The following is a 20,612-nucleotide window of genomic DNA, read 5'->3' as shown; positions in this document are numbered from 1 at the left end:
TCCCTCTCATATCATTTCCGGTTACACCGAAATGATGTTGACGGTTGACGGTTGACTGTTCACGGCCTCAACATTCAACAGTCAACAGTGAACTCGAATTTACTATTCCGATGCTAACGGATTTGATATCATCTCTTCCAGACAAAGGTAACGAGAATAAAGTAGTGCTTTGATAAAGAGGAACAATGCAAACAATTAATGGATTTCGGCTTTCACCCCAGCAAAAATATCTGTGGCTGTTGCAGCAAGACAGCCCTGCTTATCGCATTCAATCCGCTATTTTGATCGAGGGAAGTCTTCAAACTGATCACCTAAAGAAAGCTTTAGAAAAAGTTAGCGATCGCCACGAAATTATCCGCACAAGCTTTCAGCGAAAGGCAGGGCTAAAAATTCCCATACAAGTTATCTCCGAACATAGCTCGGTTTCGTGGAATTCGGTTAACTTAAATGAAGTAAATCCCCAGGAGCAAGAAGCCAAAATTGAACAGATTTTCCAGCAAGAAAAGAGCGCTTTCTTCAACTTCGATCTCAATCCTATTTGGCACTTGTCTTTAATTACACTTTCATCTGAGAGGCATATTTTACTGGTTAGTTTGCCCGCACTGTGCGCCGATAGTTGCACACTAAAAAATCTGGTTCAAGAAATCAGCCGGTGCTATGCCGCCTGCCTTCACGGTCAAGAAATTACCGATGAAGTTGTGCAATACATTCAATTTTCCGAATGGCAAAATGAATTGCTCGAAGATGAGGAAGCGGCGGAGGGCAAAGAATACTGGACTGGGCATAATTTTTCAGCGCTAGCGAGTTTAAGGTTGCCGTTTGAAAATAGATTAATTAACGCGCCAGCTCAATTTACTCCCCAATCTTTTGAGGTCAAATTAGAGTCGGCTTTGCTGGGAAAAGTGGAATATCTCGCCCGCCAGTACAACACCTCACTTTCTACATTCTTGCTCGCTTGCTGGAAAATTTTGCTCTGGCGGCTGATTGACCAATCAGACATCGCTGTTGGCGTGGCATTCGACGGTCGAAAATATGAAGAACTAGAGCCAGCGCTTGGGCTGTTTGCCAAATTTTTACCGCTGTCGAGCCAACTAACAGAAAACTTTTCCTTCGCGGAAAGCTTGCAGCAAATTCAGCAGGAAGAACGCGAAGCATACAAGTATCAAGAATATTTCTCCCACGAATATCTAGGCAACTCTTCCGGCTTTCCATTTGGTTTCGAGTTTGAGGAACAACTCGAAAAGCATTCGGCTAGTGGCGTATTTTTTTCGATTTACAAGCAGTATGCGTGCTGCGATCGCTTCAAAGTTAAACTCTCTTGCCACCGCCAAAATGACTCGCTCGCGGCTGAGTTTCACTACGATCCTATCTTCCTTGCAGACAACAGTATCCGGTGCTTGGCAGAGCAATTTTACGCCTTGGTGCAAAGTGCAGCCAGCAACCCACAAACCGCGATCGGCAAGCTCGAAATGCTGAGCGATCGCGCCCGAAATCAATTATTGGTAGAATTCAACAGCACAAAAGCAGATTACCAGCTCGATAAGTGCGTGCACCAGCTATTTGAAGAACAAGCAGAGCGATCGCCCAACCGTATAGCTGCTGTTTGTGAAAATCAGCAAATTACCTACAGCGAACTCAACGCCCGCGCTAACCAAATCGCCCATTACTTGCAGCAATTAGGTGTCAAGCCAGAGGTGATTGTCGGCCTTTGCGTCGATCGCTCTTTAGAGGCGATCGCTGGAATTCTAGGCATTCTCAAAGCAGGCGGCGCGTACCTACCGCTCGACCCAGCCATGCCCAAAGAGCGCCTAGCATTGATGCTGCAAAATGCTCAGACTCCAGTGCTGTTAACCCAACAGCATCTCATCAAAAATTTGCCTGAAACGAAGGCATATATCGTCTGCTTAGATACAGACATTCCCTCTTTTTCCCCTACTAATTTCGTCTCTGCTTCTGGTGAAAATTTAGCTTACATTATCTATACCTCCGGTTCCACCGGCACCCCCAAAGGAGTCGCCATTGAACACCGACAACTGCTCAATTACCTGCACGGAATTCAGGAAAAATTAAACCTGCCATCAGGTGCAAATTATGCTACCGTTTCTACCTTCGCCGCCGACTTGGGAAACACCGTTATTTTTCCGGCGTTGTGTTCGGGTGGATGCCTGCACATCATCTCTCAAGAACGCGCAACAGATCCTCAAGCAATTGCGGCTTATTTTCAGCAACATTCTATCGATTGTCTGAAAATTGTTCCCTCTCACTTAAAAGCTTTGTTGAGCGCTGATAACGCCTCGCAAATTTTACCGAAAAAGCGATTAATTCTCGGCGGTGAGCCTTTGATGTGGAATTTAATTGAAACAATTCAGAAATACAATCCAGACTGCTCGATCTTCAACCATTACGGGCCGACAGAAACAACTGTAGGCGTGCTGACTTATCAGGTAAAAATGCAGGGCGATCGAATTTCCCAGACAGTTCCTTTAGGTCGCCCGCTACCCAACACGCAGATTTATTTGCTCGATTCGCACTTGCAGCCAGTTCCTGTAGGGGTAGCCGGTGAATTATATATTGCTGGGGCGGGATTGGCTCGCGGCTATCTAAACCAACCAGAACTCACTGCAGAAAAATTTATTTGCAAGTCATTGACTCAGGAACCGGAAACTCGACTTTACAAAACTGGCGACTTAGCTCGCTATTTGCCAGACGGAAATATAGAATTTATCGATCGCGTCGATCGCCAAGTAAAGCTGCGAGGTTTCCGCATTGAATTAGGGGAAATTGAGGCGGGGCTGTCTCATCATCCCTCTGTACGCGAGGCAGCCGTTTTACTTCAAGAAAATGAACCGGGAAATCAGCGTTTAGTCGCCTATATTGTTTCTCAATCAAAACCCAGCATTCAGGACTCACAACTGATTGAAAGCCTGCGTTCATTCCTCAAAGAAAAGCTGCCCGAATACATGATACCTTCTGCTTTTGTGGTTCTGAAAGCGCTGCCACTGACTCCCAATGGCAAAATAGACCGTCAAGCGCTTCCTGCACCGTCCATAGCAGCCAATTTTACAGATACGTTTGTAGGCCCTCGCACTCCCGGTGAGGAGATTCTTGCCGAAATTTGGAGCCAGCTTCTCAACCTTCAAAAGGTAGGAATTCACGACAATTTCTTTGACTTGGGGGGACACTCATTACTGATTACTCAGTTGTTAGCCAAAGTGCGAGAATCTTTTCAGGTGGAATTGCCTTTGCGCGTTTTGTTTGAAGCTCCTACTGTAGCTGGTTTAGCTGAAAAAATCGAAATCCAACAAGGGGGCAACACAGCGGGCGATCGCACTGCAAGTTTCGATATTAACGCTGAAGTTGTTTTAGATCCGGCAATTCGCCCTGCAACTCCATTGAGCGAGCCAAAAACTGAACCGGCTTGCATTCTCTTAACAGGGGCGACGGGCTTTTTGGGAGCCTTTTTACTCCGCGACCTCTTGCAACAAACTCAAGCAGAAATTTATTGCCTAGTCCGTTCTGCCGATTCAGAATCAGCTAAAAAGCGGATTCAAAGCAGCCTCGAATCCTATTTAATTTGGGATGAAAGCAGCAGCGATCGCATTATCCCAATTGCTGGAGATTTGTCTCAACCACTTTTGGGGCTTTCCGAGGAGCAGTTCGGAGTTTTAGCCAGTAAAATTGATGTCATTTACCACAATGGCGCGTTTGTCAAGTTTACTTATCCCTACTCGGTTCTCAAACCCCCTAACGTTTTGGGGACGCAGGAAGTTCTGAGATTGGCGAGTCAAAGTAAGCTAAAACCAGTCCATTTAATTTCTACGATTTCCGTTTTCTCGGCAATTGGAGAATCTGGGATTAAGCTCGTGCGAGAGGAGGATGAACTGACTCCGGGAGAGGGTCTAAAAGGCGCTTACACTCAGACTAAGTGGGTGGCAGAAAAGTTAGTAGAAATCGCGCGCGGTCGCGGCATTCCTGTTAGCATTTACAGGCCAGGTCGCATTTCTGGGGATAGCAAAACAGGGGCTTGCAATCCCAGCGATTTACTATACAGGTTAATCGCTGGTTGCGTGCAACTTGGATGTGCGCCCGATGACGATAAGCTGATGAATGTAGCGCCTGTTGACTATGTGAGCCGAGCGATCGTTCATCTTTCGAGCCAAAAAGAATTGCTCGGAAAGACTTTTCATTTAGTCAACACTCAGTCCTTTCAGATGAGTGAATTGCTGGGCTGGATTTGCTCAATGGGTTATCAAATCAAACGAGTTTCGTCTGAGGCTTGGCAAGCAGAAATAATCAATCGCGCTGGAAATTCTCCCGATCATGCTTTGTACCCGCTAGTCGGTCTTTTCTCCGAAAAAGTTTCGGAATCAGAAATGGCTAAATCTGCCACGCTGCAATTCGATTGCCAGAATGCGTTGAAGGGACTTTCTGGAACTGATATTATCTGCCCACAAGCCGATGCGAGTTTGTTTCGGACTTATTTTTCTTATCTCGCAAATTGTGGCCTGATAGGTAGTCGCAATTAAAACTTGTAAGAGCGCAAAGCATTGCGCTCCTACCTGACTCAATCTCTGGAAAATTCAAAATGAACGAACAATTGCAGCAAAGACACATGAAAGCGCTGATAGAGCGCTACACCGATCGCACAAAAACCTCTAAGAATTTCGCGCAAAAATACCGTCCGGTTCTCGCTGACAATCGGGCTTCTGATGGGTTTCGCTTTCCCGTCAAGGAGATGTTTTATCCCATTGTCGCCGATCGCTCGCTTGGCTCTAAAATGTGGGATGTTGATGGCAACGAGTACATCGATATCACAATGGGATTTGGCATCAATCTTTTCGGTCATAATCCGCCCTTTATTAAAGAAGCCCTATTAGAGCAACTCGATCGCGGCGTACAAATTGGCCCACAAGCAGACCTTGCCGGAGAAGTTGCGGAATTAATCTGCGAACTGACGGGGATGGAGCGCGTCGCTTTTTCTAATACCGGCACCGAAGCAGTGATGGCAGCTTTACGATTAGCTAGAGCGGCAACTAAACGCAATAAAATTGCTTTGTTTTCTGGTTCTTATCACGGTCATTTTGACGGAACTCTCGCCGTTGTAAAAAAGATAAATGGCGATTTATGCACCATTCCAAAAGCGCCAGGAATTCTTGCTAATTTTATTGAAGATGTTTTAGTTTTGGATTACGGAAGCCCTCATGCCCTGGAAATTATCAAAGCTCACCAGCACGAATTAGCGGCGGTTCTCGTGGAGCCGGTGCAAAGCCGCCGTCTCGATTTGCAACCCAAAGAATTTCTCCAGCAACTCAGGCAATTAACAAAAGAATCAGAAATTGCGCTGATTTTTGATGAAATGGTTAGTGGTTTCCGAATTCATCAAGGCGGGGCGCAGGCGTGGTTTGGCATTGAGGCAGATATTGCAACTTATGGCAAAATTGTCGGGGGCGGTATGCCCATTGGAATTATCGCTGGAAAAGCTGCTTATATGGATAAAATTGACGGCGGTTTGTGGAACTACGGCGATGATTCCTACCCCCAGATAAAAACCACAATTTTTGCTGGCACTTTTTGCAAGCACCCACTTGCTCTGGCCGCTGCGCGTTCTGTACTGCGCTATCTTAAAAATCAAGGCCCAGCCCTTCAGCAGCAGTTGAATCAGCGAACTTCGCAGCTAGTTGAAACCCTGAATACTTATTTCAAAGAGAATGAAGTCTCTGTCTGGCTTGTAAATTTCGGCTCGCAATTTCGCGCTGCTGCATCCGTTGAGATAGATCCGCTACTTTTTCACTTACTCGAAAAGCGTATTTTCATATCCGAAGGTCGTAGCTGCTTTCTCTCCACCGCTCACACTAATGAAGACACAGATCGCATCATTCAGGCGGTTAAAGAGAGCATTCAAGAAATGCGCGAAGGAGGCTTTTTCCCGATTCAGCAATAAACTTGGTTTTTGATCTCGCGCATTTTTAACGGACTCAGATTTAACTCACCTCCGAACCTCAATTTTCAGGAATGGAGAACTCGGTGCTCATTAGGGACAGAAATTATTGAATATTTCTACTTACCATTGTCTCTAATGATTCACTTTTATCTACTCAATCCATGTACGCAGCCCGTTGGGGGTTGCGGAATGTGGATTTAAATGTCTGTGCCTTGCAACTGCGCTTTCCACGCTCAAAGATTTATGCAATAAGTCTAAGGACTAATGGCTACTAACTACTGGCTAAATCAATCATTAATAAATTCACCTTCACAGATAATCGAGTCTCTGTTCTCCAAATCTTCTTGATTCCAGACCGCGTTTAATGCTGCGGAACTTAAGGAAGTTGACATCGTATTTAATGTTGTGTTGTAGTATTCTACAGCATTATTAAGTTCCATCTGCGGCGCTTCTTTGAAGTACGAATTAATATCAGGCGTACACCGCTGGGCTTGGTAGTATACATAAGCTTCAGCATTAATGCACATTACGTGATAAAAATCCTTATTTGCTGCCGCAACATCTCCAAGTTTATACAGCGCTAAACCCCGGTTGAGATAAGCTTTAACATAGTTCGGCTCTAGTTTTACTGCTTGGTCAAAGTCTTCAATTGCAAGCTGCATTTGTTTTAATTTATAGCGAACGCAACCTCTGTTATAATAGGCATAAACATTTTGTGGATCGATGGCGAGTGCAATGTTGTAATCGGCCATCGCCTGCGTATTGTCTCCTAGTTGGTGGTAACAGAGACCTCGATTTATGTAAGCTTTGATATATTTAGGATTCAACCGCAGCGTTTCGTTAAAGTTTTCCGTTGCTGCCTCTTTTTCTCCCAAAAGGTAGTAAGCGCGCCCCCGGTTGTAATAGGTTTTATAATTGTGGGAATTGATAGATAGAGCTCGATTGTAGTCTTCTATTGCTTCTTCGTAATTTCCTAAATTAGCAAGTACAAGTCCCCGGTTGTTGTAGATAGCGTGGCTGTTAGGCTTATTTGCTAAAGCGCAGTTGAGATCTTCAATGGCTTTTTCGTGTTCTCCGAGATGACGCCAAGCATTGCCTCTATTCAAGTAAGCCTCGAACAAATTAGGATTGATATCTAGGGCTTGGCTGAGGTCGGCGATCGCTTTTTGGTAGTCTTTCATGTAATAGTAAACCAAGCCGCGATTGTTATAGGCTTTGGCATCGGCGGGATTGAGTTGCAGTATCTGATCGAAGTCCTCAAGTGCCGCTTCATAGTTTCCTTTCTTGGCGCTGTGCAAACCGCGCTTGTAAAATTGTTTGAGGTTCATAGGTCAACTTTCAGGATTGCTTGATTCTGGGGGTTGATTCCTTTGCTGTCAGTTTTGAGTTGAACAACTGTTAAAGTTCTATTTTTTTGCCACCCGTTATTAGATTACCCTTAAATTCATTGTAGGCTATCTACCGGAAACAGGATTTTGGGTTTATTTTAACAGCAGTTAAATCCTGTGGAAAGAGTCTGCACCTCGGCTGGATTTACTTCGTCAGTTCCATTGTTTAGGCGATCGACTTGATCTCAAAAGTCTAGTTTTACTTGCTGCTCTGTGTCTATTGGTGCGGCTGCGATCGGCTCGATCGGCAAATTAAGTTTGAGACCGCTACTGAGTATAAATTGTTGCCAGCAGTCCTACCGAGTAAACTCTATATTTTGTTGACAAACTTCGTCTCAGTATTTGCGGCAGTACGTCTCTACAAACTTTTGTTGTCTAACTACCAATTACCGATTGATTTCCTCTTCCACATAAACAGTCAATTTCTCCAAATCTGGAAGTTCGATCAATTCTTGTTCCTTTTCCTTAACCGACATGGGCATCATCACAGGTTTACGCTGCTCGATCCAGCAACTCGCCAGCGGTAAAGTTTGTTCCAAATCTTCCAAAGGCCTCGGAATTACCATCACCGCGTTCAACTCGCCAATTCGCTCAGCTTCGTACATCCCGGCCTCTACGGCTACTGCTACATCTGCAACTGCACCGCGAATAATTGCCGTGCACAAACCGGCGCCTATTTTCTCGTAAGCTGCCAAGTGTACGTCTGCGGATTTGAGCATAGCATCGCAAGCACCGACCATTGCCGGAAATCCCCGGGTTTCGAGCAAACCGATCGCCTGATGGCTAAGCCGAGAATAACTGCCGCTTTCCGACAGTTGAGTCAGGCGAAAGCCGATCGGCAAAACCACTTCCAAATTAGCCAAAGGTCTAGCAATCACCAACTTAGAAACAAACTGCCCGAACTGTTCGGCAGTTTGAGCTCCAGCTTCCACAGCCAAACGCACATCCGAAATTCTGCCCCGGACGATCGCCGTACAGTGACCGGAACCTATTTTTTCGTATCCTACTAAAATCACTCCTGCCGACTTCAGCATCATGTCAGCAGTCCCCACAATTGCCGGAAAACTCTTGGTGGATACCAAACCCAAAGCAGTGTCTTTGAAGTATTCCTGGCGCTGCGATCGCTCTTCGTGACTGTTACGATCCGTTTGTCCGTCCATCTTCTATCACCCTTAGAAACTTCCCAAAATAAAAATTTGTTGATAGTTTATAGTTTCTCAGATGAGAAGACAGACTGCACGAGCTACAAGACACAGATTGCTGCGGCAAGGCCTTACAAATTGCTGAGCTACCAATAATATGAGATTACCTATTTATATTTGATCTTTCTGCCTTCAGCATAGCTGCCTTTTACGGAAATGACGGCTACCCGGAACCGCCCGATAGAGTTTGGCCGTTTTCCTCCGGTCGATTAAAAGCTTGCCGGTGCGGAAACAGCGTCCCCAACAGCCGATTGATGTGAGCTTGACCGTACAGAATAGTTGGCGTTTCCCCTGGTTGGGGCGGCTCTGTGGCGGTGGATTCCGGCGGCTCTGGGGCAGTCTCCGGCGCAGTTTGAGGCGGTGTTTGGGCGGGTTGTGGCGGCTCGATCGGCTCGATCGGTTGATCGACCGGTGGCGTAGTGGCTTCGGGGGTTTCTGGTGATGTTGGCGCTGCTGTTGGCGCTGCTGCGGTTGCTTCTGTTGCGGTTGCTTCTGCGGCGGCTTGGCGGCTGGTATCTCCCATTAGAGAACCTGCTGGCATAATTTGCATTTTGTCGATACAAGGATTGATTAGGGTCGTCCCGGCGCCAATACAGGCATTTTCCCCGATCGTTCCCGCACCTACCACCAGCACCCCTGCACCCAGAATAACGCCCGCCCCGATTTCCAGAGTACCTTCACGGGCGTGAAGGATAACTCCCATACCGATACAGGCACCGGCGGCGATCAAGATCCGGCTGCCCGGATCTGCTTGCAGGATTGCTCCAGGGGCGATCGCCGCACCCTCATTCACAACTACATCGCCACTCATCAAAATCTGAGAGTTGCTACTTAATTGCAGTGGCGATAAATACATTCGACTTCACCATGAAAGGAGCTATTTTTTTCGATAAAACGACTTTAAATTATGGGTTTTCTCGACTGATAAATTTAACCATGTCAATCTAAGAAACGATAATTTACTAATACTGAGAAGCTTGATGCTTTAACGTTTTATAGAAACTTTTAGAAGATTCTAGATTTTGACCAACATTTGTCAATCGAGCTTTTTAACTATCTCAAATCCAACTTCAATCCGCTGGGGTTTCTCCCGTTGGCCCCAGTGCGAGGGCTTAACGGAAGAAACAGGCTAATTACCAGGCAAATTAAGGTCGTTGGATAATTTCTTCGAGTACCCGGCGCTTCGCCTTGGAGTCGATGCCCAGCAAGCGGACGTACTCGCCGCTGTGTTCTTTGAGACAGCTTTCGAGGGCAGAAATCACTTCGGATTCGCGGTTGGATGCGATCGGGGCGCAACTGTTCCAAGAACCGGTGCGGAAACGGCGCGCGTCGGCGTGTTCCGTGCCAATTTTGTAGCCTTGGGAAAGCAGGTTGCGGATTTGGTCGATCGTCTTGCCGGTCAAACTTCCGTTGCTGGCCGAACCAGTCGAAGCTGCTTTGTATCCCGATGTTGCTGCAGGCTTAGATGTTCCTGCCGGCTTAGCCGATTGACCAACCGGGCCGTCGGGACGCTGAATAATTTCTTCAACTATGCGTCGCTTAGCTTTCGGGTCAATCCCGATCAAGCGCACGTACTCGCCCTGGTACTCGTTCATCACAGCTTCCAAAGCGGCGATCGCCTCAGATTCGTTTCTCACTTGCAGCGAAGCCCCGCTTTGCCAAGAACCGGTGCGGAAGCGGCGCGCGTCGGCGTGTTCCGTCCCCACCTTGTAGCCTTGAGCTAGCAAGCCGCGAACCTGAGCCACTGTTTCGGCACTCAATTTTCCGCTTGACACGGAACCGCTATTGTGGTATGAAGCTTGTTGTGCAACTTTACCGTTAGATTGGTGAGTTTTCGCACCGTTAGAACCGTTAGAGCCGTTGTCTCCCGGTCTTTGGACGATTTCTTCTAGTACGCGGCGTTTGGCTTTGGTGTCAATCCCGATCAAGCGGACGTATTCTCCTTGGTGTTCAGCCATGCAAGCTGACAAAGCGGCGATTACTTCAGAGTCGCGCTTTGAGGAAATCGGGCCGCAAGTACGCCAAGAACCGGTACGGAAGCGGCGCGCGTCGGCGTGTTCGGCTCCCACGCTGTATCCTTGGGCTAGTAAATTGCGGATGCTATCGGCAAGAGTTGAACTCAATTGGGTGCCGGCATGGGTAGAATATTTGGTTTGAGTCATATTGGGGTTTTTAGTTTGCTCGTTGCGAATTGGTGCTAGACAGGCGATGTTCTCAGCGCAGCGATAACCCGTTCTCAGAGCGTCATTGATGCCGATGACATGGGTCGCAAATTGAACGTCAGAATCTAGAACGTCAGGCAAGCGATCGGCTTGCTTCTGATTAGTGATGATGGCTCCCGAAGGTACGTACTTACCTTCGGGAATCTCCACATCTTTAATTAGTACGTGCATCATGACAATGCAGCCGTTGCCCACTCTGGCATTGAACACCGTAGAGCGAAAGCCGATAAAGCAGTCGTCGCCCACGTAGGCAGGGCCGTGAATTAAACTCATGTGGGTGAGGGAAGTATTCTTCCCCACCCACACAGAATAGGATTTGTCGTCGTCTCCTGTGACTCGGCCTTTTTCTAGGCCGTGAATCACTACTCCGTCTTGAATGTTGCTTCCTTCTCCGATATAAAAAGGAGTGCCTTCATCGGCGCGGATAGATGTCCCGGGGGCAATCATCACATTAGAACCGATATGCACATCCCCAATAATGTTAGAAAAGGAATGTACGAAGGCGGTATCGTGAATTTTGGGCTCAGCCAAGTTTTTCGACCAAGGCGTCGGGGGAGCCGCAACGTTGCGGACTGCCATAAATTAAGTTCTCCTAAGCTGAAAAATTTTTTGTTAGTTGTTAGTTGTCAACTGTTCACTGTTAGCTGTTCACTCTTCACTGTCAACTGTTCACTGTTAGCTGTTAGCTGTTCACTGCCAACTGCCAACTGCCAACTGTCAACTAGCGGTACGGGTCGTCTTTTTTACTGTAAATGAGGCGGTTTTCTACATTGACAGTATCTATAATGCCTACTACTAGAGCATCGATCGGACGGTTTTCACTTCCGGGCGCGATCCGGGCTGCGCTGCCTCGGGTTACTAAAACCCATTCATCTATACCAGCACCCACACAGTCAGCGGCTACCTCATAGCCGGGAACTGGCGAACCTTCCTCATCGATGAATTGCAGCAGTAGAAATTTCGATCCTCTCAGTGTCGGCTCTTTTTGGGTACTGACAACTGTGCCGAGAACTTTGGCCATTTGCATTTTAGGTAATAGGTAATAGGTAATTGGTAACTGTCATTTTTACCGGGTCACTTGTCTTTTTTTTAATTAGCTTTACTCAGTCCGCTGTCCGCATTTTAGAGTTATGCGTCGACTAACTAATGACTAATGACTCATGACTCATGACTCATGACTAATAACCAATATCCCATACCCACCTCAATTAAAAATTAAAAATGCTAAATCACAAACCTCGCGATTTTTAATTTTTAATTACCAAACGCCCCTAACAGCCGTGAGCCTATCTTATGATCTGTTGAGAGGGCGAATGCCGCTCACGCCTTCGCGGAACTGTTCTACAGCTTCGGTGTAGCGAATGGGCAACACGTACTCTAAGTTTTCGTGAGGGCGGGCGATAATGTGGGTGGACATCACTTGTCCGCCGTTAACCCGCTTGACGGATTCGACTCCGGCTGCGACCGAAGCTTGCACTTCCGAGACATCTCCTCTTACAATGACCGTAACCCGAGCGCTACCGATTTTTTCGTAGCCTACCAAGGTGACGCGGGCTGCTTTGACCATCGCGTCAGCGGCTTCTACCACTGCGGGGAAGCCTAGGGTTTCGATCATGCCAACTGCAATTGCCATTGGTTTTACTCCTGATTGAATATTTGGGGAACTAAACAGTTAATTTTTGACGATCGCACTAATTTTCGTCCAACGAAATCTATGGGCGCTAAGAACTTAGTAGCCTCGGAACTGTTCTACTGCTTCTGTATATCGAATCGGCAGAACGTATTCTAGGTTTTCGTGGGGGCGAGCGATAATGTGGGTAGAGACGACTTCTCCGCCATTCACCCGCTTGACGGATTCGACTCCGGCTGCGACTGAGGCTTGGACTTCCGACACGTTGCCGCGCACAATTACGGTGACGCGGGCGCTGCCGATTTTTTCATAGCCCACGAGGGTAACGCGGGCAGCTTTGACCATAGCATCGGCAGCTTCCACAACAGCGGGAAAACCTTTTGTCTCAATCATTCCCACGGCAATTGACATTTTTGAATCTCCTTTGAGGATGAGCGAAATTACCGTTACAAATCTTTGAGAAATCTAAAAATTTGGACGGGGAGGCCCACATTTTTTAGTAAGGCAGTGTAAAGCTTCCTATCCTATAAGAATAGGGGAAGCTGTCCACCTTGACAATATAAACTAACATCATAATGTTTAATAACAAAAATTAAAATTTTTTATGTTACTTAAACTAATTTAATATTTATTTAATAATCTTAATATTGAGAGAGGTAGATACCGAGAGCGAGAGGGGATTAAAGTAAGTAAGAATACTCATAAAGTAGAGTCCGGTATGTGAAGCAAGAGCTGATAACTGCCGGGAAACTTGGGGATTTCAAAAGGGGGATCGCAGGGAAATCGGCAAAAAAGGCAGTCTTGGCCTATCGGCAGGCATTTTTTTCTTTGAGTGCCTCGTCTGCTCAGCCTGTAATTTTGTATTGAGATAATTATCAGTTTTGATGCTTTAATGTATAGTTAATCTGGAGTGCAAATTATTTTGCCACAACTATACGATCGGGGTTAGTCAAAGTTTTAGGGTCTCGCGCGATCTACCGCGACTGTTTTTTGTATAAAGGCAGCCGGTAATTTGAAGTTTAAGGGATAAATTAAATGACTCAATTTCTCCTCCAAGCCTGTTGGTGGGTACCTTTATATGGCTTAATAGGCGCAATTTTAACTTTGCCGTGGTCTACGGGAACAGTTCGCAGAACAGGGCCCAGACCGGCCGCTTACTTCAATTTGTTGATGACTGTGTTGGCTTTCATACACGGGTCAATTATTTTTACAGCGACTTGGGATCAACCGCCCCAACAGTTGCTCGTCCACTGGGTACAAGCAGCCGATTTAGATTTGTCTTTTGCAATAGAAATCTCCACCGTCAGCGTCGGAGCAATGGAGTTAGTTACAGTTCTGAGTTTGCTAGCACAAATTTACGCTCTAGGCTACATGGAAAAAGACTGGGCGCTAGCTCGATTTTTTGGGCTGATGGGTTTTTTTGAAGCGGCAATTAGCGGCATTGCCATTAGCGACTCGCTGCTTATAACTTACGCTTTGTTGGAAGTGCTGACGCTTTCAACTTACTTGCTAGTCGGGTTTTGGTACGCTCAACCGCTCGTAGTAACAGCCGCTAGAGATGCGTTTTTAACCAAGCGTGTAGGAGACGTGCCACTGCTGATGGGAGTAGTGACGCTTTCAACTTTAGCGGGAAGTTTGAATTTTTCCGATTTGGAAACATGGGCGGAAACTGCAACTTTGTCTCCCCTAGTGGCGACTCTTTTAGGTTTGGCTTTAATCTCCGCACCTACGGCCAAGTGCGCTCAATTTCCCTTCCATCTATGGCTCGACGAGGCGATGGAAGGGCCCAACCCGGCTTCGATTATGCGGAATACGGTAGTTGTGGGCGCTGGGGCTTATGTTTTGATTAAACTTCAGCCTGTTTTAGCACTGTCGCCCGTGACTGGTGCGGTGCTGGTGGTTTTGGGTGCGGTGACGGCTGTTGGCGCTTCCTTGGTGGCGATCGCCCAAATCGACATCAAAAGAGCACTATCGCATTCTACCAGCGCTTCTATGGGTTTGGTGTTTATCGCCGTGGGGCTAAATCAAGTTGACATTGCTTTGCTGTTGCTGTTCGCGCACTCGATCGCCAAAGGCCTATTATTCATGAGCGTAGGGTCAATTATTACCACAACTAACACTCAAGATTTAACAGAAATGGGTGGGTTGTGGTCGAAGATGCCTGCCACGACTACGGCTTATTTAGTAGGCGCTGCAGGGATGGTAGCCTTGTTGCCTCTGGGCAACTTTTGGGCGATGCGGCGCTGGCTCAACGGTTTTTGGACTTTGCCTTTGTGGCTGGTAATAGTGCTGCTTTTAGTTAACGGTTTGACGGCGCTAAATTTAACTCGCATATTCGGTTTAGTGTTTGCTGGAAAACCGCAGCCGAAAACTCGCAGAGCTCCAGAAGTTGGTTGGCCGATGGCTTTGCCGATGGTAATTTTGACAGTGATGGGGCTGTTGGTGCCTTGGATGTTGCAGCGGTGGCAACTTTTAATTAGTTGGACTGGCCCTTGGGCGCAAACGGGGGATTTTGATGCTTTAAATTTGCTGTTGAAGACTCTGGATATTCCGCTGTTAATGTTATCTGGGTTGATTGGCGTTGCGGTTGGGGTGGCGATTTATTGGTACGGGGCTTTACCTCGACCGGTACGGCTGCCGGTGCCGGCGTTGCAGGATTTGTTTGCTTACGATTTTTATATCGATCGAGTGTACCGCTTGACTGTGGTTTGGGCTGTGGCTTCTATTTCTAAAATCAGCGCTTGGACTGATAGGTATGTGGTGGACGGGGCGGTGAATTTGTTCGGTTTTGCGACAATTTTCAGCGGTGAAGGGTTGAAGTACAGCGGCACCGGCCAGTCGCAGTTTTATGTGTTGACTATTGCAGCGGGGGTTGCTGTGTTGCTGGCGTTGATTATTTGGCAGTTTTAAACTGCAGAGGTTGGCAGATGAATTTTTTGGGGTTTGTCTGCTTTTTGTCTGATGTTATTTAATTTTAAACCGCAGATGAGGGCGGATGAACGCAGATGAACGCAGATGATTTTAGTCTGGGTTTGTCTGCTTTTTTATCTAGTTTTACTCAAAATCAATCGGCCATAATTCGGTGACTGGAACTTCCCAACCGGGCAAAAGTTCGGGAATTGAAATCATGTCGCCGTCTTTCAATACCACTGGCTCGGCTGTCGGAGTGTAAATTGTTATTGTGCGCTTGTCTGGGTCGATTAATATTCCTACTTTGGCTCCAAGTTCGATAAATGATAAAATTTTTTCTCGCAGGGGTTTGAGGCGATCGGACTGAGATTTGATTTCTACAACTAAGTCGGGAACGAGTTCGGCAAAATACCTTTTACTTTGTTTGAGGCGATCGGCTACCACAAACGAAACATCGGGTGCTGTAAGATTTGAATTGGGGAGAATAAACCCGCCGCTGGACTCAAACACTCGTCCGAGTTTGCGGGGTTTGACCCAGTTACGCAAAAGACTCCCAAACTCAAGTCCAATTTCGCTCGATACAATGTCTGATGGGCCCATAATGATAATCTTCCCATCTACCAGTTCTAATTGGTAGTCTAGATGCACTTCGCAGAGTATACCTTGCAGTTGTTCCAAGTCGGCAACGGTGAGGCGAGTGGAAGGAGAACCGGATTTAATTTGCAAATCTTCTCGATCTGTAAGACTTGAGGTCATAGAAGGATTCCACAGACATTTGAATCTATGTTAACAAGAAAATTAGCCGATCGCTTTTATATGTAGTTGCTTTGCGTTAATGTTAAATATAGCTCTAAATACTGTGTAACAAAGGAAAGTTTTAATTGATGCTCAGTGCTTTAATCTGGATACCAATGTTGGCTGCTGCCCTGATTGGGTTGTGGCCCGGTTCAGTGAGTTCTAAAATAGTTCGGAATGTCGCGATCGCCATTGCGGCCATAACTTTTATTCTTTCGGTGATTTTGGCAGTTCAGTTTGATGCCAGTATCAGTCAGTTGCAGTTTGCAGAATTCATTCCTTGGATAGATGTTTTGGGATTGAATTACAATCTCGGTGTTGATGGTTTGGCTCTGCCTTTGGTAATTTTAAATACTCTCCTGACAGGAATAGCTATTTATGCTACGGATGAGTCGATCCGCAGACCTCGACTTTATTATTCTTTGATTCTGTTAATTACAGGCGGCGTAACAGGGGCTTTTTTATCTCAAAATTTGCTGCTGTTTTTCCTGTTTTTTGAGGTAGAATTGATTCCGCTTTACCTGTTAATTGCGATTTGGGGAGGCGAGCGCCGGGGTTATGCTGCTACTAAGTTTTTAATCTATACTGCATTTTCGGGAATTGTGCTGCTGGCTGCTTTCTTGGGCACTGGTTGGCTTAGCGGTGCTTCGAGTTTCGATATGGTTGGTGCAGCGGGCGCATCGCATTTGCAAGGAGGATTGCCATTGCCTTTGGTAAGGCAAATTGTTTTGCTGGCAGGGGTGTTGCTGGCTTTTGGAATTAAGATGCCTTTGGTGCCTTTTCATACTTGGCTGCCGGATGCTCACGTAGAAGCTTCGACGCCGGTTTCGGTGCTGCTGGCGGGGGTGCTTTTGAAGCTGGGAACTTATGGGATGCTGCGCTTTGGTTTAGGTTTGTTTCCAGAGGCGTGGGCGGTGGCGGCGCCGATTTTGGCGAGTTGGGCGGTGGTGAGTGTGCTTTACGGGGCGAGTTGCGCGATCGCCCAAAAAGATATGAAAAAAATTGTAGCTTACAGTTCGATCGCTCACATGGGCTACATTTTGTTAGCTAGCGCCGCAGCTACTCCGATTAGTATGCTGGGAACTGTTTTGCAAATGGTTAGCCACGGTTTAATTTCGGCGCTGCTATTTTTGAGTGTCGGTGTTATTTACAAAAAATCCGGCACCCGCAACATCGATGTGCTCAAAGGTTTGTTCAATCCCGATCGCGGTTTGCCGATGATTGGCAGTTTAATGATCCTCGGCGTGATGGCAAGTGCTGGCATTCCGGGTTTGGCTGGATTTATTGCTGAATTTTTGATGTTTCGGGGCAGTTTGCCAGTGTTTCCCGTGCAAACTTTGCTCTGCATGATCGGCACTGGTTTAACTTCAGTTTACTTTTTACTTATGGTCAACCGCGCCTTTTTCGGCCGCCTTTCGGATGTGGTGGTAAATTTGCCGCAAGTCCGCTGGCGCGATCGCATCCCTTCGCTGGTTTTAGCAATAATTATCGCCATCATGGGAGTGCAGCCGGGAGTTTTAATTGCTTTGAGCGAAAAAACTGCGATCGGAATGGTTGCTAATGTGCCACCGCAAGTTAAAGTGATTGCTCAAAACTTGAAATAAAATATGACCTAGGTTCGTAGTGAGGAATGCCAGTCCTCTCTTAACAGCTTTTAGTCTATAGGTTCGTAGTGAGGAGTGCCAGTCCTCTCTTAACAGCTTTTAGCCCATCATTAAAGGACTAAAGTCCTTACTACAAACTTATTTCTTCGTTCTTCCTTCTATTCAGGCTTAATTAAAATGACAAGTACCGTATTAAAACCATCTTCCCATCCCCTATCCGCATACATTGACATCTTGGAATCAGGCAAAGCTTTACTGCCTGAATCTACGGAAAATGTAGTTGAAGTTGTCGGCATTCTCAAAAGTTACGGTGTGGTTCTCGATGCCTATTCTCGCAATCTCAACTATATTGCAGAAGAACAGTTTTTAGTGCTTTTTCCGTTTTTTAAATATTTCAACGGAGATGTGACTCTGCCCAAACTAATGCGCTATTTGTGGCATGATCGCATAAATTTCGAGTATGCTGAGTATGTTATGAAAACTATGCTGTGGCACGGCGGCGGGGGTTTTGACAGTTATTTGGATTCCCCGGAATTTAGCAGTTTGGTCGAAAAGGCGATCGCTGCTAAACTGAAAGGCAATTTTTTCATGCAGGGACTCAACAAAGCATTTCCTAATTTTTTGCCGGAACAAGTGCGGATGCTCGCTTACTACACCGGTCTCGGTCAGTTTTGGCGGGTAATGAGCGATTTGTTCATAGACTTATCTGATTCCTACGATCGAGGGGAAACTAAGTCTATTTCTGACGTTGTTAATTTTGTCAAAGCCGGTTTAGTAGCCGCCGCCAGTCTGCCAATTACCTACAGCGTCAAGATTCACGGTCAAGTCTACGATATCATTCCGGCGGCGGCTAACTTAACATTTTTACCAGATGTAGCAGTGCCTTATGTAGAGTCAATTTTCTTTCGGGGGACTGCGTTTTTTGGCACAGTTTCCTACAACGCTCAAGCTCATCAAATCCCGGAAGAACAAAGAGAATTTGCCTACGGGGCTTTGTTTGCTGATCCTTTACCGATTGGAGGTGCAGGGATTCCGCCAACTCAATTGATGCAAGATATGCGTCATTATTTGCCGGAGTATTTGCACGAAGTTTATCGCAGTAGCTGTCGCGGTGAAGACGATGTGCGGGTGCAAATTTGCCAGAGTTTTCAAAAGTCGATGTTTTGCGTGACGACGGCGACTATTTTGGGTCTAGCACCTCATCCAATGAATACCTCCGATCCAGAGGAAAAAAAGGCTAATCGGGCTTATTTGGAAGGTTGGATGGATCGATTTGGGAATTCTCGCTTGGATTGGGCAAATCAGCCAACTAACCGGGCCTGTCAGTTGTTCCCCGAACGGTAGAAGGGCGACTGGTTTTTAAGGCGAAATGTCTCTAGAAGTTGCAAAAATATTACCAGCTTTGGCGATTACTTTCCTTTGGAGGGCGAAAGCTAATGCTGGCGATCGCAATGATATCACGTCCAGTAAAATAGCCGTTATAAGGCAAGTAGTGAGGACTGAATTCCAATGGCACTGAAAAAGTGAGCCAAAAAAAATCTATAAGGCAAGATATACATAGATAATTGCCTTACAAACCAAAATATCTCCCTCCATTATGCCAAATCGTGCGTGCATTCTCAAACAACAATTTTTGCAGAGCGTTGCCTCACCTTGGGAGAAGCTGCTGCCAGAAGAGTTAGTCCAGGAGCTTCTAGCGAAGGAGAAGATCACCTACTACCAAAGCATCTACACACCGATAGTCACCTTGTGGGCGATGATATCTCAGGTACTAGATCCCGACAAAAGTTTGAGTCAAGCCGTGAAGCGGATGAGTACGTGGCCCAGGGCGGCCGGAGTCAAGTCTCCTTCTTCTGATACCGGGGCATATAGTAAAGCTCGTAAGCGACTACCAGAAAAACTCGTTCAACAGTTAGTACCAATAGTCACAGAAGCCCTAGAAAAGGAAGTTCCTTTAGAACAGCAATGGTGTGGACGACGGGTGCGGGTACTAGATGGGACAACAGTGTTGATGAATAATACTGCTGCGAATCAAGCCGAGTATCCGCAACACAGTAATCAAAAAGCTGGGTGTGGATGAACCATCGCTAAAATAGTGGTCCTCTTTTCATGACTAACAGGGGCTGTGGTATCCGCTGGCATAGCATCCGAAAGCAAGCAGTGAGATTGCGATGAGCCGTTTGATTTATGCAAATTTAGTCCCCGACGATGTGATATTGGCAGATCAAGCTTATGGTAATTATGTTGATTTAGTTTTAGTGAAACAGCAAGGAGCAGATGCTGTTTTCTGTAAAAAACATCTCCGTAAAACTGACTTTAGACGGGGAAAAAAAGTTGGGAATTGGCGACCACAAAGTCGTGTGGAATAAGCCACACCAGTGTCCCAACCACATGACTATTGAGGAATTCGAGGCATTGCCGTCTAGTTTCATCGTCCGGGAAGTATCAGGGTAAGCTCATCTAATTTGGTATAAATTGTACTTGACTTTAAGGGCAAGATATGAATGAGTATCCAGTCAATATCGGTTCAATAGAATCCATTAAAGGTCTTGTGACGAGATCCCTTTTCCAGTATAAGTGATGCTCGTAGCGGGCGATCGGATCACCAGGAGCGATCGCTCCACCACGGGCGATCGAATCACCACGGGCGATCGCTCCACCACGGGCGATCGACCCGCAGCCTTAAAGATGTCAAATGCGTCCTATAATACTGCTTCAGATCAGTCACGAAGGGTGAGGAAAAAACAATGCAGAAAGGATTCGCTCGTGTTGTGAATCAGCCCAAATCATCGCCGACGATCGACAGGCCAAGACCCATCGACCTGCAAGACTTACAAATGGGCTTAAGCTGTTGTGCATTTAAAACGCATATTGGTATAATATAACATAATGATATTCAGAAAAAGTGAATGCCTGCTAA

At 46.4% G+C, this 20,612-nt stretch carries 17 protein-coding genes; 9 read left to right on the top strand and 8 right to left on the bottom strand.

The features are described from left to right. Positions 1-185: 185 nt before the first annotated feature. Positions 186-4,526, top strand: a complete 4,341-nt coding sequence (locus tag QUB37_RS06390) for an amino acid adenylation domain-containing protein (protein ID WP_333160203.1) — start codon at positions 186-188, stop codon at positions 4,524-4,526. Between the two features lie 59 nt (positions 4,527-4,585). Next, complete coding sequence (locus QUB37_RS06385; protein WP_333160201.1) at positions 4,586-5,941, top strand: aminotransferase class III-fold pyridoxal phosphate-dependent enzyme; 1,356 nt, start codon at positions 4,586-4,588, stop codon at positions 5,939-5,941. A gap of 287 nt (positions 5,942-6,228) precedes the next feature. Here QUB37_RS06385 and QUB37_RS06380 read toward each other — a convergent pair whose 3' ends face one another. The 7 genes from QUB37_RS06380 to QUB37_RS06350 all read right to left on the bottom strand — a co-directional run bounded on the left by QUB37_RS06380 (position 6,229) and on the right by QUB37_RS06350 (position 12,794). Further along, positions 6,229-7,269: a tetratricopeptide repeat protein gene (locus QUB37_RS06380; protein WP_333160199.1), complete on the bottom strand. Its 1,041-nt coding sequence runs from the start codon at positions 7,267-7,269 to the stop codon at positions 6,229-6,231. A gap of 446 nt (positions 7,270-7,715) precedes the next feature. Then, on the bottom strand, positions 7,716-8,489 hold the full coding sequence (locus QUB37_RS06375; RefSeq protein ID WP_333160197.1) for a BMC domain-containing protein: 774 nt from the start codon (positions 8,487-8,489) through the stop codon (positions 7,716-7,718). 205 nt (positions 8,490-8,694) lie between these two features. Next, complete coding sequence (locus QUB37_RS06370; protein WP_333160195.1) at positions 8,695-9,387, bottom strand: carbon dioxide concentrating mechanism protein; 693 nt, start codon at positions 9,385-9,387, stop codon at positions 8,695-8,697. A gap of 289 nt (positions 9,388-9,676) precedes the next feature. Beyond that, a complete protein-coding gene (locus QUB37_RS06365) occupies positions 9,677-11,332 on the bottom strand; it encodes a ribulose bisphosphate carboxylase small subunit (protein ID WP_333160193.1) in 1,656 nt (551 codons plus the stop codon). Between the two features lie 142 nt (positions 11,333-11,474). Then, a complete protein-coding gene (locus QUB37_RS06360) occupies positions 11,475-11,780 on the bottom strand; it encodes a EutN/CcmL family microcompartment protein (RefSeq protein WP_172186882.1) in 306 nt (101 codons plus the stop codon). Positions 11,781-12,044: 264 nt separating this feature from the next. Next, on the bottom strand, positions 12,045-12,386 hold the full coding sequence (locus tag QUB37_RS06355; protein ID WP_006635058.1) for a carbon dioxide-concentrating mechanism protein CcmK: 342 nt from the start codon (positions 12,384-12,386) through the stop codon (positions 12,045-12,047). 96 nt (positions 12,387-12,482) lie between these two features. Beyond that, the gene (locus tag QUB37_RS06350) at positions 12,483-12,794 is read right to left on the bottom strand and encodes a carbon dioxide-concentrating mechanism protein CcmK (protein ID WP_006635059.1); all 312 of its coding nucleotides are present in this window, start codon (positions 12,792-12,794) and stop codon (positions 12,483-12,485) included. A gap of 624 nt (positions 12,795-13,418) precedes the next feature. Here QUB37_RS06350 and QUB37_RS06345 point away from each other — a divergent pair. Beyond that, positions 13,419-15,293 carry an NAD(P)H-quinone oxidoreductase subunit F gene (locus QUB37_RS06345; protein ID WP_333160191.1) on the top strand — a complete coding sequence of 625 codons (1,875 nt, stop codon included), beginning with the start codon at positions 13,419-13,421 and terminating at the stop codon, positions 15,291-15,293. Positions 15,294-15,437: 144 nt separating this feature from the next. Here the strand turns inward: QUB37_RS06345 and QUB37_RS06340 are convergent, their stop codons facing one another. After that, a complete protein-coding gene (locus QUB37_RS06340) occupies positions 15,438-16,049 on the bottom strand; it encodes a Uma2 family endonuclease (RefSeq protein ID WP_333160189.1) in 612 nt (203 codons plus the stop codon). A gap of 128 nt (positions 16,050-16,177) precedes the next feature. Here QUB37_RS06340 and QUB37_RS06335 point away from each other — a divergent pair, with 128 nt between their 5' ends. From QUB37_RS06335 to QUB37_RS06310, 6 genes are all read left to right on the top strand, one after another. Next, complete coding sequence (locus QUB37_RS06335; RefSeq protein ID WP_333160186.1) at positions 16,178-17,692, top strand: NADH-quinone oxidoreductase subunit M; 1,515 nt, start codon at positions 16,178-16,180, stop codon at positions 17,690-17,692. Between the two features lie 177 nt (positions 17,693-17,869). Beyond that, positions 17,870-19,036 (top strand): CO2 hydration protein, encoded by a 1,167-nt coding sequence (locus tag QUB37_RS06330; protein ID WP_333160184.1) that lies wholly within the window; start codon positions 17,870-17,872, stop codon positions 19,034-19,036. 25 nt (positions 19,037-19,061) lie between these two features. After that, on the top strand, positions 19,062-19,211 hold the full coding sequence (locus tag QUB37_RS06325) for a hypothetical protein (protein ID WP_333160182.1): 150 nt from the start codon (positions 19,062-19,064) through the stop codon (positions 19,209-19,211). Positions 19,212-19,289: 78 nt separating this feature from the next. Then, positions 19,290-19,772 (top strand): hypothetical protein, encoded by a 483-nt coding sequence (locus QUB37_RS06320; protein WP_333160180.1) that lies wholly within the window; start codon positions 19,290-19,292, stop codon positions 19,770-19,772. 197 nt (positions 19,773-19,969) lie between these two features. Then, complete coding sequence (locus tag QUB37_RS06315; RefSeq protein ID WP_333160178.1) at positions 19,970-20,146, top strand: hypothetical protein; 177 nt, start codon at positions 19,970-19,972, stop codon at positions 20,144-20,146. Between the two features lie 123 nt (positions 20,147-20,269). Then, positions 20,270-20,467 (top strand): hypothetical protein, encoded by a 198-nt coding sequence (locus QUB37_RS06310; protein ID WP_333160177.1) that lies wholly within the window; start codon positions 20,270-20,272, stop codon positions 20,465-20,467. The last annotated feature ends 145 nt before the right edge of the window (positions 20,468-20,612 follow it).

Origin of the sequence: Microcoleus sp. AT3-A2 (assembly GCF_036705685.1) — a bacterium.
Classification (GTDB): Bacteria; Cyanobacteriota; Cyanobacteriia; order Cyanobacteriales; family Microcoleaceae; genus Microcoleus.
This window is presented reverse-complemented; position numbering and strand designations above follow the sequence as displayed.

Bases quoted from the DNA above. Each gene is read 5' to 3' on its own strand.
- QUB37_RS06390 (WP_333160203.1), top strand. From the start codon at position 186: ATGCAAACAATTAATGGATTTCGGCTTTCACCCCAGCAAAAATATCTG.
- QUB37_RS06385 (WP_333160201.1), top strand. From the start codon at position 4,586: ATGAACGAACAATTGCAGCAAAGACACATGAAAGCGCTGATAGAGCGC.
- QUB37_RS06380 (WP_333160199.1), bottom strand. From the start codon at position 7,269: ATGAACCTCAAACAATTTTACAAGCGCGGTTTGCACAGCGCCAAGAAA.
- QUB37_RS06375 (WP_333160197.1), bottom strand. From the start codon at position 8,489: ATGGACGGACAAACGGATCGTAACAGTCACGAAGAGCGATCGCAGCGC.
- QUB37_RS06370 (WP_333160195.1), bottom strand. From the start codon at position 9,387: ATGTATTTATCGCCACTGCAATTAAGTAGCAACTCTCAGATTTTGATG.
- QUB37_RS06365 (WP_333160193.1), bottom strand. From the start codon at position 11,332: ATGGCAGTCCGCAACGTTGCGGCTCCCCCGACGCCTTGGTCGAAAAAC.
- QUB37_RS06360 (WP_172186882.1), bottom strand. From the start codon at position 11,780: ATGCAAATGGCCAAAGTTCTCGGCACAGTTGTCAGTACCCAAAAAGAG.
- QUB37_RS06355 (WP_006635058.1), bottom strand. From the start codon at position 12,386: ATGGCAATTGCAGTTGGCATGATCGAAACCCTAGGCTTCCCCGCAGTG.
- QUB37_RS06350 (WP_006635059.1), bottom strand. From the start codon at position 12,794: ATGTCAATTGCCGTGGGAATGATTGAGACAAAAGGTTTTCCCGCTGTT.
- QUB37_RS06345 (WP_333160191.1), top strand. From the start codon at position 13,419: ATGACTCAATTTCTCCTCCAAGCCTGTTGGTGGGTACCTTTATATGGC.
- QUB37_RS06340 (WP_333160189.1), bottom strand. From the start codon at position 16,049: ATGACCTCAAGTCTTACAGATCGAGAAGATTTGCAAATTAAATCCGGT.
- QUB37_RS06335 (WP_333160186.1), top strand. From the start codon at position 16,178: ATGCTCAGTGCTTTAATCTGGATACCAATGTTGGCTGCTGCCCTGATT.
- QUB37_RS06330 (WP_333160184.1), top strand. From the start codon at position 17,870: ATGACAAGTACCGTATTAAAACCATCTTCCCATCCCCTATCCGCATAC.
- QUB37_RS06325 (WP_333160182.1), top strand. From the start codon at position 19,062: ATGTCTCTAGAAGTTGCAAAAATATTACCAGCTTTGGCGATTACTTTC.
- QUB37_RS06320 (WP_333160180.1), top strand. From the start codon at position 19,290: ATGCCAAATCGTGCGTGCATTCTCAAACAACAATTTTTGCAGAGCGTT.
- QUB37_RS06315 (WP_333160178.1), top strand. From the start codon at position 19,970: ATGCTGTTTTCTGTAAAAAACATCTCCGTAAAACTGACTTTAGACGGG.